The sequence below is a fragment of the Erwinia sp. 009765445 genome, assembly GCF_058137865.1.
Window position 1 is genome coordinate 250,018 of record NZ_JBYUWC010000003.1, and the last position, 13,954, is coordinate 263,971.

The 13,954-nt window shown below is 56.9% G+C and carries 12 protein-coding genes; 6 read left to right on the top strand and 6 right to left on the bottom strand.

Annotated elements, in window-relative coordinates; all coding sequences use genetic code 11:
• Positions 1-44: 44 nt before the first annotated feature.
• The 3 genes from AC3Y5R_RS04570 to rbsK are packed head-to-tail and all read right to left on the bottom strand — an operon-like array spanning position 45 to position 3,307.
• Entirely contained in the window at positions 45-1,061 is a 1,017-nt protein-coding gene (locus tag AC3Y5R_RS04570) for an aldose 1-epimerase family protein (RefSeq protein WP_489920343.1), read from the bottom strand.
• Positions 1,058-2,383 carry an L-fucose:H+ symporter permease gene (fucP, locus tag AC3Y5R_RS04575; RefSeq protein WP_489920344.1) on the bottom strand — a complete coding sequence of 442 codons (1,326 nt, stop codon included), beginning with the start codon at positions 2,381-2,383 and terminating at the stop codon, positions 1,058-1,060. The genes AC3Y5R_RS04570 and fucP overlap by 4 nt, the downstream gene beginning before the upstream one ends.
• Positions 2,384-2,392: 9 nt before the next feature.
• Positions 2,393-3,307: a ribokinase gene (gene rbsK, locus AC3Y5R_RS04580; protein WP_489920345.1), complete on the bottom strand. Its 915-nt coding sequence runs from the start codon at positions 3,305-3,307 to the stop codon at positions 2,393-2,395.
• 184 nt (positions 3,308-3,491) lie between these two features.
• Between rbsK and deoC the strand changes: the two genes are divergently transcribed.
• Both deoC and deoR read left to right on the top strand, forming a co-directional pair.
• Positions 3,492-4,172 (top strand): deoxyribose-phosphate aldolase, encoded by a 681-nt coding sequence (gene deoC, locus AC3Y5R_RS04585; protein WP_489920346.1) that lies wholly within the window; start codon positions 3,492-3,494, stop codon positions 4,170-4,172.
• Positions 4,173-4,195: 23 nt separating this feature from the next.
• Positions 4,196-4,960, top strand: coding sequence for a DNA-binding transcriptional repressor DeoR (gene deoR, locus AC3Y5R_RS04590; protein ID WP_489920347.1), 765 nt, complete (start codon positions 4,196-4,198; stop codon positions 4,958-4,960).
• A 64-nt stretch (positions 4,961-5,024) separates the two neighbouring features.
• Here the strand turns inward: deoR and AC3Y5R_RS04595 are convergent, their stop codons facing one another.
• Complete coding sequence (locus AC3Y5R_RS04595; RefSeq protein ID WP_489920348.1) at positions 5,025-5,972, bottom strand: 2-hydroxyacid dehydrogenase; 948 nt, start codon at positions 5,970-5,972, stop codon at positions 5,025-5,027.
• Positions 5,973-6,195: 223 nt separating this feature from the next.
• Between AC3Y5R_RS04595 and ettA the strand changes: the two genes are divergently transcribed.
• On the top strand, positions 6,196-7,863 hold the full coding sequence (gene ettA, locus AC3Y5R_RS04600) for an energy-dependent translational throttle protein EttA (RefSeq protein ID WP_489920349.1): 1,668 nt from the start codon (positions 6,196-6,198) through the stop codon (positions 7,861-7,863).
• A gap of 147 nt (positions 7,864-8,010) precedes the next feature.
• Here ettA and AC3Y5R_RS04605 read toward each other — a convergent pair whose 3' ends face one another.
• The gene (locus AC3Y5R_RS04605; RefSeq protein ID WP_489920386.1) at positions 8,011-8,907 is read right to left on the bottom strand and encodes a LysR family transcriptional regulator; all 897 of its coding nucleotides are present in this window, start codon (positions 8,905-8,907) and stop codon (positions 8,011-8,013) included.
• A 97-nt stretch (positions 8,908-9,004) separates the two neighbouring features.
• Between AC3Y5R_RS04605 and AC3Y5R_RS04610 the strand changes: the two genes are divergently transcribed.
• The 3 genes from AC3Y5R_RS04610 to AC3Y5R_RS04620 all read left to right on the top strand — a co-directional run bounded on the left by AC3Y5R_RS04610 (position 9,005) and on the right by AC3Y5R_RS04620 (position 12,672).
• Positions 9,005-10,006 carry a zinc-binding alcohol dehydrogenase family protein gene (locus AC3Y5R_RS04610; RefSeq protein ID WP_489920350.1) on the top strand — a complete coding sequence of 334 codons (1,002 nt, stop codon included), beginning with the start codon at positions 9,005-9,007 and terminating at the stop codon, positions 10,004-10,006.
• Between the two features lie 238 nt (positions 10,007-10,244).
• A complete protein-coding gene (locus AC3Y5R_RS04615; protein WP_489920351.1) occupies positions 10,245-11,399 on the top strand; it encodes a mandelate racemase/muconate lactonizing enzyme family protein in 1,155 nt (384 codons plus the stop codon).
• Positions 11,392-12,672: an MFS transporter gene (locus tag AC3Y5R_RS04620; protein WP_489920352.1), complete on the top strand. Its 1,281-nt coding sequence runs from the start codon at positions 11,392-11,394 to the stop codon at positions 12,670-12,672. Before AC3Y5R_RS04615 ends, AC3Y5R_RS04620 begins: the two co-directional genes overlap by 8 nt.
• Before the next feature lie 55 nt (positions 12,673-12,727).
• On the opposite strand, the gene nadR is transcribed toward AC3Y5R_RS04620, so the two are convergent.
• A complete protein-coding gene (gene nadR / locus AC3Y5R_RS04625; RefSeq protein WP_489920353.1) occupies positions 12,728-13,954 on the bottom strand; it encodes a multifunctional transcriptional regulator/nicotinamide-nucleotide adenylyltransferase/ribosylnicotinamide kinase NadR in 1,227 nt (408 codons plus the stop codon).

The following is a 13,954-nucleotide window of genomic DNA, read 5'->3' on the forward strand; positions in this document are numbered from 1 at the left end:
GCCTGCCAGAGGAGGTGGCGGAAACATCCGCCACCTTATTGAGGCTACTCGATTAATCCGGTTTCCACACAGAACTGCCTCTGCTCGCCGGACTCCAGCGAGATCAGCGTTCCCGCCTGCTTCGCGGCATTAAATCCTTCCGGACGGCAGGTGGCAGGTAAAACGAAAGCGGCAACCTGCTGGTCGGCATTATGCAGGATCCAGCGCGTGGCGTAGTTGAACTGGGCGGTATCAAAAATGGTGCTGAAACCGTAGCCCTCCGGCGAGTGCAGCTGAAACTCCGCTTTGCTGCCGTACTGCGCCAGATTATCGGCAAAGAAGACGATTTCCGGATCGTACATCTCCGGCCGGTTCAGCCCGTCGAACGCCTGAGGCGAAGCCTGCAGCTGGCGGGTATAATCCAGCCAGTTCGGCGTGGGATGGACATGGCCGGGAATCGACGTGCGCAGCTGGAAAGCACTGTCCGGGATGCTCTGGCTGAAGGTGCCGTTCTCCACATACGCATAATTCATATGGCACATGTACTGCAGCGGCATCGCGCTGCCGGAGAGGTTGTTCACCACCATCTCAATACGCAACCGTGGCCGCCCCGCCAGCAGCGTCACGCCCGGTGAAGCACGATAATGGTGCCCAAACCCTTTGATATAATTGGTTTCACCTCGCAGCGCCACGCGGTCATTTTCCAGCTCAATCCAGGCGCTGTCCATGCGTGCACAGGCCATTTCACCGTGCAGAGCATGAGTGTCATCTGCAGCCGGGCAGCCGTTTGCCAGCAGGCCGGAATGGAAGGCAAAGCAGCCGTAAGTGTCGATAATATCCTGACCCGGCAGCGGCTGAGTAAAGCCGTTGCCCATGGTCAGGGTTCGCCCGTCAAACTCCGCCTCCCAGATCATCTGCCCATAGAACGGCAGCACAATCACATGGCCGCGGCTGTTTTCCAGCCGCACGGCTTCAATACCGGCGGGATAGCGAAACAGTTTGACGCTGAAGTCACCGTTTTCCAGCAGCGTGCGCGGCGTGTCGCCGAACAGCGAACGGTGCAGAGGAAGTCGGGTTTTCATCGAGCCTCCTCAGCCAGACGGCCAGTGGCGGCAGGCTGCTTTTTGTGGCGCAGCTCGCCCCAGAAGTAAAAACCGACCCAGGCAAAGCACAGCAGCGAAACGCTAAAGGCCAGCTGCATCGATCCCAGGCGGTCAGAAACCAGCCCCTGCAGCGCAGGAACAAATGCAGCCCCAACAATCGCCATGACGATAAAGGCGCCGGCGACTTCGGTGTATTTGTTATCAACGGTCGACAGCGTACCGGCATAGATGGTTGCCCAGCACGGCCCGAACAGCACGCTGACAAACACAGCGGCGTAGACGGCGGTAAAGTTCGGCACCAGCATCACATAGGCCAGCGTGATCACTCCCGCCACCGAGTAGGCAATCAGCACCTTCTCAGCCCGGAATCGGGTCATCAGGAAGTTGGCGACGAACTTGCCGATAAAGAAGCAGATAAAGCTGTAGATCATAAAGTTAGAAGCGTGACGCTCGTTAGTTGCGCCCAGGTTCAGCGCAAGGCGGATAGTAAACGACCACACTGCCACCTGCATCCCGACATAGACAAACTGAGCGACAATACCGCGCTTAAAGTGGCGGTTTTTCGCCAGATAGTTGAAGGTTTCTCCCAGCCCTGGCAGCTTTTTCTCCGCGCTCTGCGGCTTGCAGTGCGGATAGCGCGTCAGCAGGAACAGCACCATCACCACCACCAGTACCATCACCAGGTATTTATAGGGTTCCAGCGTGTGCTCCAGCATCGTCAGGCGGAACTGGTGCAACTGTTCGGGATTCATGCCCGCCATCTGGCTGTGCAGGCTGTCGCCATTCTGGAAGACCAGATATTTACCCAACACGATGCCCATCAGCGCACCTATTGGATAGAAGGTCTGGCTGACGTTCAGGCGCAGCGTGGCATGGTCGCGATGACCAATCATCGAGCTGTAGGTATTGGCGGCGGTTTCCAGGAAGCTCAGGCCAATAGCTATAGCGAAGATCGCCGCGAGGAACATGGTGTAAGTTGCCATGTGCGAGGCAGGATAGAACAGCACGCAGCCAGCGATATACAGCGCCAGCCCCAGCAGTATCGCCACCTTGTAACTGGTACTGCGGATCACCAGCGAGGCCGGGATCGCAATCAGGAAGTAGCCACCGTAGAAGGCACTCTGCACCAGGGCACTGGCAAAATCACTTAGGGCGAAGACACTCTTGAACTGGGTGATCAAAATATCATTCAGGCTGGCGGCGCAGCCCCACAATGGGAACAGGCAGGACAGCAGAATAAACTGGAACAGCGGAGTCTTATTCAGGTAGCCGTCAGGCTGCTGGACAATGTTCTGGTGCATAGCCAATCCTCAGGCGTTGAGAAAACGTTGAAAAGTATCGGCATCGGGATAGGAGCGCTGGGTTCCCCGACCGGTTACGCTGCAGGCGGCATAAGCCGAAGCAGACTCCATTGCACGGGCAATATCGCCGTGCTCTACCAGGCAGTGGGCAAAGCAGCCGATAAAGGCATCCCCTGCTCCGCTGGTGTCCACGGCTTTGACCGGCGTCGGGCTGACGCGATGGACGGTGTCTCCCTGCATCCATACCGAACCTCGGCTGCCCAGAGTGATAATCAGGTTCTTCAGGCCACGGGCCAGCAGCATCTGCCCGGCGCGCAGCACTTCCTCTTCGCTGCCGACTGGCAGGCCGGTGAGGATCTCCAGCTCGGTTTCATTCGGCATAAAAAAGTCGCACTGGCAGGCATAATCGATATCCAACCCGGCAACCGCCGGGGCCGGATTGAGGATCACCTGAATATCGTTCTGGCGGGCAAAATCGATGGCGTAATAAACCGTGGGTAGCGGGATCTCCAGTTGCAGCACTATCAGGCGGCAACACTTCAGGTCCGCTGCGGCAGCATCAATGTCAGCCTGAGAGAGATGCGCGTTAGCCCCTTTGATGATCAGGATGCGGTTCTGCGACTGGTCATCGACAAAAATCGGCGCCACGCCGCTGGAAGTTCCTGCTGCAACAGTCACATGGCGGGTTTCCACGCCAAACTGCTGCAGATTTTTCACCGTGTTTTCAGCAAACAGATCTTCGCCCACTTTGCTGACCATCATCACCGCAGCGCCGAGCTTTGCTGCTGCCACAGCCTGATTGGCCCCTTTGCCGCCGCAGCCCAGAGCGAAATCGGGGGCTTCCAGCGTCTCGCCGGCTTTAGGCATGCTGTTGGTGTAGGTGATCAGGTCGACCATATTCGAGCCGATAACGGCAATATCCATTGTGATTCCCCCTGTAAATTTCGCTCATTAAATGTTGTAGAAATAACAATAACAACGATCATATGTGAATTTTGTGACAGCCCTCTCACGTTAAAAATTCCAGATAAAGGCCATAAACAAGGCATTGACGGCAAGTGAGAAATGTTATTATTTTAACATTCACATTTACTGCGAGGAGAAGATCATGACGTTATCCACCCGTGACTATGCCAGCTTTATCGACCACACCTTGCTGGCTGCCGATGCCACTACTCAGCAAATTGACCGGTTGTGTGAAGAAGCGCTGCAGCACAATTTCTATGCAGTTTGCGTGAATTCCGGCTACGTCCCGCTGGCCGCGGAAAAGCTGAAGGGCAGTAACGTCAGGGTCTGTTCAGTGATCGGATTTCCGCTGGGGGCCGGGTTGACCCGCGCCAAAGCCTTTGAGGCGCAAGCCGCAATCGAGGCCGGCGCGCAGGAGATCGATATGGTGATTAACGTCGGCTGGCTGAAAAGCGGTGAGATACAGGCGGTCACGGCTGACATACAGGCGGTGCGGGAGGTTTGCGGCCCGATCCCATTGAAGGTAATATTGGAAACCTGCCTGCTCAGCGAGGCGCAAATCATTAAAATCTGTGAAATTTGTCGGGAGCTGAGGGTCGCCTTCGTGAAAACCTCTACCGGCTTCAGCACCGGCGGAGCGCGCGAAGAGCACGTTCGCCTGATGCATGAAACGGTCGGGCCGGAGGTGAAAGTGAAAGCATCAGGCGCAGTTCGTGACCGGCATACCGCAGAAATCATGATCCAGGCGGGTGCCAGCCGCATTGGCACCAGCTCCGGCGTCACCATCGTGCAGGACAGCAGCGCTACCGGCGAAGGCTATTAACCGATCATCAGGAATCACCGACCATGGAAACCCGGCGCGACGAGCGCGTAAAAAAACTGGCGCACGCGCTGCAGCGAACCGACAAGATCCACCTGAAAGAGGCGGCGCAGCTGCTTGGCGTTTCCGAGATGACCATCCGCCGCGATATCAGCGAACAGCCTTCTGCGGTGGTGCTGCTTGGCGGGTATATCGTCAGCGATCCGAAAAACAGCCAGGGTCACTACTTTGTTACCGATCAGCAGACCCACAACGTGGAGAAGAAGCGCCGGTTAGGTCAGCTGGCGGCGGCACTCATCCAGCCTGGTGACACGGTATTTTTTGACTGCGGCACCACCATGCCATGGGTCGTGGATGCCATCGACGGCGAACTGGAATTTATCGCTATCTGCTGCGCGATGAACACCTTCCTTGCCCTGAAAGAAAAACCCGCCTGTAAGGTGATCCTGAACGGCGGGGAATTTCACGCGGATAATGCGATTTTCACCCCGCTGGGACAGGGTTCAGTGATGGACAGCCTCTGTCCGGGCAAGGCGTTTATCTCCGCTGCAGGCATTGATGCTGAACAGGGCGCTACCTGCTACAACCTCAACGAATTGCCGATGAAGCATCAGGCGCTGCAGCGCGCCCGCCAGAAAATTCTGGTGGCCGACAGCAGCAAGTTCGGTAAAGTCCTGCCCGCCCGCATCGGCGAACTCAGCGTGTTTGACCGGCTTATCAGCGATGAAGCCGCGCCGAAAAAGCTGGCGCAGCACCTGGCACAGTTGGGAATGGACCACTTACACTCCTGAGCCGGGAGGGTACGCCAGGCCCGGTTCTTCACCGTCGCGTGCTCTCCTGAGCCTGATGGGCACGTCAGGCCCAGCGGTTAAGGATCTCTTCGCCGTCGCGCAGGCGGCGCAGGTTCTCGCAAACGCCCGCCACATTGCCGTTCAGTGAATTATCCGTGACGCCGCCAATGTGCGGCGTTGCCACCACGTTGTACTGGAACAGGTCATCTTCCGGATCCGGCGGTTCCTGCCAGAACACGTCCAGCCCGGCTCCGGCCAGATGACCAACCTCCAGCGCCGCCAGCAGCGCCTGTTTCTCAATCAGCCCACCCCGCCCCAGGTTAATCAGAAAACTGCCCTGTTTCATTTGCGCCAGCGCCGTTTCATCAATGATATTGCGGGTGTCGTTGTTGTCCGGCAGGCTCAGTATCACAAAATCCGCCTCACTCAGCAGTGCAGGCAGGTGCTTCGTATTGCCCAACCAGTCCAGCTGGTGTTCTTTAGCAAAACTCTGGTCGGCGGTACGCTTCACTCCGATCAGCTTCACGCCAAAAGGGACCAGCCGCTTCGCCAGCGCTTTACCGATACCGCCCAGCCCCACCAGCCCGACCGTTTTACCCATCAGCCCTATCCCCACCGGCAGACCAAGCTGGCGGGTGGCGATCATCTGCGGCAGTTCACTGGCCTTACGCGCCAGGCCGATCATCATCCAGATCCCCAGTTCGGCCACGGAATCCGCATTGCCGGAACGGTCAGAGGGTACGTTGGCCACCTGGATCCCCTGCGCTTTCGCACTGGCGATATCCACGCTCTCCAGCCCGGCTCCCGCCTGCTGGATCAGCTTCAGCTTATCGGCCGTTTTCAGCAGGGCTGGGGTGACTTTTGCCATGCCAGGGATCAGCGCGTCATACCCCGCCAGGCTTTCGGCCGCATGTCCGGCGGAAGCGGTAAACTCGACGTCCGGCAGCGTCTGGCGGAACTGCTGAATCATCCCGCCCCAGGCGTTCTCTTCCGCCGCGATCAGAACTTTCATCGTTATCTCCCTGCTTTGTAAGGCAAAAAATCAGCATAATGCCCACCGGTCGAAAATCAAACAGTTATCGCGCAAAAGCGTTGATATCAGGATAATCCGCAGGGGAGTAAGGTGATTAACACCCTGTACGGCTGTGATTAACAGAGGAAACCAGCTAAACTTCGTCATCTGAGTGGGCAGCGAATGCCCCAATTAACACCAGACACCAAGAGGCTCATCCTACGTGGCTCAATTCGTCTATAGCATGCATCGCGTCGGCAAAGTGGTTCCGCCGAAGCGTCATATCCTGAAAAATATCTCCCTGAGCTTTTTCCCGGGTGCCAAGATCGGCGTTCTGGGTCTGAATGGCGCAGGTAAATCCACCCTGCTGCGCATCATGGCCGGTATCGATAAAGATATCGAAGGGGAAGCGCGCCCGCAGCCAGGCATCAAAATCGGCTACCTGCCGCAGGAGCCGCAGCTGAACCTGGAGCACACCGTCCGTGAGTCGGTGGAAGAAGCGCTGGCTGAAGTGGTCGGCGCCCTGAAACGTCTTGATGAAGTATACGCACTGTACGCAGAAGAAGACGCTGATTTTGACAAGCTGGCCGCAGAACAGGGCAGGCTGGAAGAGATTATTCAGGCGCACGACGGTCATAACCTCAACACCCAGCTGGAGCGTGCTGCCGATGCACTGCGACTGCCTGACTGGGACGCGAAAATCGCTAACCTCTCCGGTGGTGAACGTCGTCGCGTGGCGCTTTGCCGCCTGCTGCTGGAAAAACCAGACATGCTGCTGCTGGACGAACCGACCAACCACCTGGATGCAGAATCTGTGGCCTGGCTGGAGCGCTTCCTGCACGACTTCGAGGGCACAGTGGTGGCGATTACCCACGACCGTTACTTCCTTGATAACGTCGCTGGCTGGATCCTGGAGCTTGACCGTGGTGAAGGTATTCCATGGGAAGGCAACTACTCCTCCTGGCTGGAGCAGAAAGATGCCCGCCTGGCACAGGAAGCATCGAGCGAAGCGGCCCGCCGTAAATCCATTGAGAAAGAGCTGGAGTGGGTGCGTCAGGGTGCCAAAGGCCGTCAATCTAAAGGCAAGGCTCGTCTGGCCCGCTTTGAAGAGCTGAACAACACCGACTACCAAAAACGTAACGAAACCAACGAACTGTTTATTCCACCGGGAGCACGCCTGGGCGACAAAGTGGTGGAAGTCAGCAACCTGCGTAAATCTTACGGTGACCGCCTGCTGATCGACGATCTCTCCTTCTCAGTACCAAAAGGAGCAATCGTCGGGATTATCGGCCCGAACGGCGCGGGTAAATCCACCCTGTTCCGCATGATGTCCGGCCAGGAACAGCCTGACTCCGGCAGCATTGTGCTGGGTGATACCGTCAAGCTGGCCTCGGTCGATCAGTTCCGCGACAGCATGGATAACTCTAAAACCGTCTGGGAAGAAGTTTCCGGCGGCCAGGACATCATGCGTATCGGCAACACCGAGATGCCAAGCCGTGCCTACGTTGGCCGCTTCAACTTTAAAGGTGTTGATCAGGGCAAACGTGTTGGTGAACTGTCCGGTGGCGAGCGTGGCCGTCTGCATCTGGCCAAGCTGCTGCAGGTGGGCGGCAATTTGCTGCTGCTCGATGAACCGACCAACGACCTGGATATCGAAACCCTGCGTGCACTGGAAAACGCCCTGCTGGAGTTCCCGGGCTGCGCGATGGTTATCTCGCATGACCGCTGGTTCCTCGACCGTATCGCCACCCACATTCTGGACTACCAGGATGAAGGCAACATCGAGTTCTTCGAAGGGAACTTTACCGAATACGAAGAGTACAAGAAGCGTACGCTGGGTGCCGAAGCGCTGGAGCCAAAACGCATCAAGTACAAGCGTATGACTAAGTAAGGCTGTCGCCGATACTCAAAGCACGGGAACCCAGGCCGTGATTAAAGCGTCTAGCGCCATGGAGGGTGCAAGTCTGGCAACCAGGGACGGCGCTGTTTGCGTCTTTATGAACGGCCAGGGTTCCCCGTGCAGTCGCTGTTTTATTTGTTACTGATAGAACTCCCGAAACACCGGCGACTGTAGCGCGTAGTCAACAAAGTGCGAAAGCGCAGGCGAATTCAGTTTGCGGCTCGGATAGACCAGCCACAGCTCGTTGCCCGCAATCTTCCAGTCCGGCAATACCTCCATCAATGGCCCATCCGAGAGTAACTCGTCCGTCAGGAAGCGTGGCAGCAGCGTGATCCCCGCATCCTCCAGCGCGCACTCACGCGCATAGACCAGATTGTCGGTCATATGGATGGGCGGCAGCATCCAGCGGTAATACTCCTCATCTTTTTTCAGCAGCCATTCGCTCCACGCCCGGTGCGCAATACAGCGGTGTTCCGCCAGCTGCTGCGGATGAACGATCTCCTCATGCTGCGCCAGGTAGCCTGGTGAAGCCACCAGCAGGCGTTCGCAGTAGCCAATCCGCCGGCCAATCAGTGAAGAGTCTTGCGGCTGACCGGTACGCAGGGCCACATCATATCCCTCCAGCACCAGATCACGAACCTCATCAGAAACCGAGACTTCCAAAGTGATGTCCGGATACTCCTGCTGAAAAGCCGCGTTCAGTCGCGCCAGCAGCGTGGCCCCAATCCCCGCCGGTGACGTAATTCTCAGTCGCCCGCTGGGATTATCCCGCAGGCGTTGAATAGCCAGGCTTGCTCTTTCACTGGCCTGCACCATTTCCTGGCAATGAACCAGGTACCGCTCCCCGGCAAACGTCAGGTTGAGCTGACGGGTGGTGCGGTTGATCAGACGTAACCCCAGTGTTTGTTCAAGCTGGCTGATACGCTGACTGACACTGGATTTCGGCAATCCGGAGCGCTTCGCAGCAGCAGTGAAACTGCCGCATTCGGCCACCATCGCGAAGAGAGCCATATCCTGCAGCTGTTTAAACATGATTGTTCACCTGAAACGAACACTTCGTTAGTTATTGTGCGACTTATCATTAGCCTGCTTACCTTCTACACTGAATAACACAACTTAAAGGAGATGCGCTATGACAATCAGAGCGATTGCTATCAATCCAGATAAACCGGATCAATTTTTTGAAATTCAGCCTGAAAAACAAGCCCCTGGTGAATATGACCTGCTGGTAGAGGTTAAGGCTGCCTCCGTCAATCCAGTGGATACCAAAGTGCACAAAGGCGCACAAAAGAACGGACTCCAGCAGCCGCGTATTCTCGGCTGGGATGCCAGCGGTGTGGTGCTGGAAGTGGGCAGTAAAGTCAGCGGTTTTAAAGTCGGTGACGAAGTGTATTACGCCGGGGATATCACCCGTCCGGGCAGCAACAGCACCCATCAGCTGATTGACGCACGTATTACCGGGCATAAGCCCTCCTCGCTGAACTGGGCTGAATCTGCGGCTATTCCGCTGACGGCCCTGACTGCCTGGGAAGGTCTGTTTGACCGCCTGCACATCGACGAAGCAGAAGAAGGCAAAACGCTGCTGATTGTGGGCGGCGCGGGCGGCGTCGGTTCGCTGGCAATCCCGTTTGCCAGACTGCACAGCAAGGTCAAAGTGATCGCCACCGCTTCCCGTCCGGACTCTGTGCAATGGTGCAAGGATCGCGGCGCAGATATCGTGATCAACTATAAAGATATGCCAGCAGAACTGGAGAAGCACGGCCTGAAGCAGGTCGATTACATTTTCTGCCTGAACGATACCGACGGCCACTGGGAAACGATGGCGAAGCTGGTCGCACCACAGGGGCATATCTGCACTATCGTGGAAAACGAAAAGCCGCTGAGCATGGACCAGCTAAAGCTGAAAAGCGCCTCGCTGCATTTTGAATTTATGTACACCCGCAGCATGTACGGCACGCCGGATATTGCCCGCCAGGGTGAGATTCTGGAGGCCACCGCGAAGCTGCTGGATACCGGGAAAATTTCCACCTCCCTGAGCAAAACCCTGCAGGGCCTGAGCGTGGAAACCCTGACCGAAGCTCACCAGCTGGTGCTGGAAGGGCATATGCGCGGTAAAGTGGTGATGGTTTACTGATTGTCGGGCGGGTGCGTCGTCACCCGCCGTTCCTGCCGCAATTTTGTGAGCTGCCACGCAGCCGCTTATCCAGATGCCAAAATAACCTCCTCCTTCCTGCCCTATCCTTGTGCGCCTGAACGATGCCCGCCCCCGCCGCACTTTTTATACTGAACTGGCGAAGTCTTATCTTAACGGTCAGAACGGCCTCTTCTCATAACTCCAGCCGCTGACCGCCCTACACATTGAGGTCTTTGGCATGAAAATTAGTCAGATAGAGGTGATCCGCCTCAGCATTCCTTTTGCAAGCGATCGTGGCCCTGCTGCGCCAGAGGAGAAAGCCTGGAACGCCGCATCGGCGGCACTAAAACAGATGGAAACCCTGCTGGTCAGGGTGGAAACCGACACTGGCCTGCAGGGCTGGGGAGAAGGTTTTGGTCATTTGTGTAATCCCGTGACTGCACAGGCCCTGCAGGATGTGGTCATCCCCTGTTTTCTCGGTAAAACCTTACCGAACAGCCGCGCAGCCCTGACGACATTGATGGCAGAAGCCGAAACGGCCCTGCACGCCTTTGGCAGGACTGGCCCGGTGCGCTTCGGCCTTTCCGCCATTGATATTGCGCTGTGGGATCTCCTTGGCCAGCAGCAGGAGCAGCCACTGTGGCAATTGCTTGGCGCAAAACGTCAGCAGATTGAGCTGTATGCCAGCCTGGTGAGCTATAACAACCATCCGGAGGAGGTCGCCCGTCAGGTCAGGCGCGCCTGGCAGGCAGGTTTCCATACGCTGAAGCTGCATGAAACGGAATATGCTGCAATCGCCGCCGCACGCACCGCGTTACCGGCAGAAGCGACGCTGATGGTGGATGTGAACTGCCCGTGGACGGTGACTGAGGCCTGCCACCGCGCCCGCCAACTGGCAGAGCTGAAGCTGGGCTGGCTGGAAGAGCCGGTCTGGCCGCCGGAAGATGCCGCTGGACTGGCAACAGTCCGCCGCGAAGGGACACCGCTTGCCGCCGGGGAAAATGCTGCTGGCGAATGGGGCTTTGAGGAGCTGTTTGCGCAAGGAGCCGTTGATGTGGTTCAGCCAAGCGTGACAAAAGTGGGCGGTATCACCGCTTCACTGCGCGTTTTTGAACGGGCCAGAGACTGCGGCGTAACGGTGGTACCGCACTGTTTCTATTACGGTGCCGGATTACTGGCGACCGCGCATCTCGTCGCAACCCTGCCGCCGGAAATCCTGCTGGAAGTGCCTTACATCCGCTTCTCTTCCCTGCTTTATCCGCAGTTAGATTTTGCCCCCACGCTGACGTTACCAGATGAACCTGGCCTCGGCTTTAAGCCCGATGCAGAGACCATGAAAAAACACACCGTCAGCCATCTGCGCATCGATATGGAGGGAATTCATCATGTTTAAAAACACCCGAAGCGTCGTTGCGCTGCTGCTGTTCTTCGCCGGGATGCTGAACTATCTGGACAGGGCTGCCCTGTCGGTGATGGCTCCTCTGGTGAAAAAAGATCTGAGCATCGATGATGCGCAGATGGGGATTCTGTTCAGCTGCTTTTTTATTGGCTACTGCCTTTTCTGTTTCCTCGGCGGCTGGGGAGCCGACCGCTTTGGCCCGCGTAAAGTCTTCGGCTGGGCGGCAGCCATCTGGTCACTGTTTTGTGGCGCAACCGCGCTGGCAGGCAACTTTACACATTTGCTGATTGTCCGCGTGCTGTTCGGCATTGGTGAAGGTCCAATGGGAACCACCACCAATAAATCCATTTCAAACTGGTTCCCACGCAAAGAAGTCGGACGCGCGGTCGGTTTTACCAATGCGGGTCAGCCATTGGGGGCGGCGGTCGCGGCTCCCGTTGTCGGTCTGGTTGGCCTGAATTTTGGCTGGCGGGTGTCATTTATCGTCATTGCCGTGCTGGGCTTTGTCTGGCTGGGCTTCTGGTTGTGGTTGTTCAGGGATAAACCGGAACAGCATCCCCGCGTCAGCGAGAGCGAATGCCAGATGATCAAAGCTCAGCGCCCTGCCACGCGCGCCCCGGGAGCGACAGCGGCTCAGCCAATAAAACTCTGGAGCTATGTCTTCTCACTGCCGGTATTGGGCGTGGCGGCTGCCTTCTTTTGCTTCAACTACATCCAGTATTTTTTCCTCTCCTGGCTGCCAAGTTATCTGACCGATTTTCAGCATCTGGATATCAAAAGCATGAGCCTGATTGGCATCCTGCCCTGGCTGGGGGCAACGATTGGCTTTATCGGTGGAGGGCTGGTCTCCGATGCGCTGTTCCGCCGGACGGGAAATTTCCTGCAGTCACGTAAGCTGGTGATCTTCTCCGGGCTGGCGGTGGCTGCTGTGTGCGTCATGCTGACGGCCTGGGCCAGCAGCGTCACCGTGGCCGTGTCGCTGATTACGCTGGCCAGCGTTTTCGCCTATATGACGCCGCAGGCGTGCTGGTCACTGTTGCAGGATATTGTCCCGGCTGAGCGCATCGGCACCGCTGGCGGCTTTGTGCATCTGTTGGCAAACCTGGCGGGGATCCTCTCACCGGGGATCACCGGCTTCCTGATCCAGTATGGCGGAGGCTATTCTTCAGCGTTCCTGCTTGCCAGCGTGCTGGCTCTGGTTGGTATGGCGATGCTGGCGCTGTTTGTCCGCGAACGTAGCGTAAGGGCTTTACGCACGCTGGCATAACGACGTGTTTGCTATCAGGCTCCGTGATGCGGAGCCTGTGCTGCTGCCCGTCTGCTTACGCGCCCAACATGTCCTTCACCAGCTCAACACAGCGCAGGAAGCGCTCATCGTAGTTATCCTGCTCGACATGCATATACCGGATATTGTTCTCTTCCAGCATTGAGACCAGTAGCGCCTGGAACTCTTTGCGATCCACCGAGCTGCCAAGGCTGCGCAAACCGTCTGCAACCCAGGGAACGTTGTTCTCTACCAGGATCACCAAATCGAAGCGATACTCGTCGATCAGCGCCTGCACGAAGGGATGTTCGCGTCCTTCATATTTTTTGCAGAAAGCCTGGGTGGTGACAAAGTCGGTGTCGATAAATGCCACTTTGTTCGCATATTTAACTGCAAAATCAATGTATTGTGCCTGACCAAGCGCGATTTTATCGTAGTCGGAATATTGCAGAGCCATCTCGTCACCGCCGAGATGCGAGAAGACATAATCGCGGCCAAATTCCCACGCACTGGTGGTATTAAAAATGTTCGCCAGCTTGTTCACCAGCGTTGACTTGCCGCTGGACTCCCCGCCGAGGATCGCCACCGTACGCACGAAGAACGGCTTCACTTCCGTCGGGATATATTCCCAGTAGCGGAACGGATCCTGGCGGATCTGAGCACCACTGATGTTCATAAATGAGCGCCGTGGGTCGATCAGTACCGCTTCAATCCCCAGATGCTGCTGATACTGCGGCGCATCCAGCTCTTCACTGGTGTAAACCCGGTTCGGCACGATGCCGTGGTTGCCCATAAATTCCTTGATGCCGCGACTCCACACGTCCCAACCATGCGGGTAAGGCTCCATCCCCTCCTCGTTAAACGAGTGAATACGGATGTTTTTCTGGTATTTGAAGGTCTGCAGCAGCCAGCGCAGGCGGTCGCTGACGGTGGGCTGCTGCGACATTGCGCTGTCTTCAAACAGCTGCAGATCACGCGGTTCATCGTAGCCCATGATGATATGCAGCTCGTCAACCTGGCTGCAGGCACGCTGGATAAGGTAGATATGGCCGGTATGCAGCGGATAAAACTTGCCAAACACCACGCCAATGGTCTTCTCACGGCGCGGGAACTCCAGCCCCAGAAAACGGTGCAGCGCTTCCAGCTTTTGCGCGCTGGGGCTTTTGATTTTGGCATTCAGCAGCTGGCTGAGGTAGCCCTTGGTCATGCCACTGGCATCAGCCACCTGCTGCAGCGTGCAGCCCTGCTGGCGTATTGCGGTTTTCAGATAATCGAATGACGACAT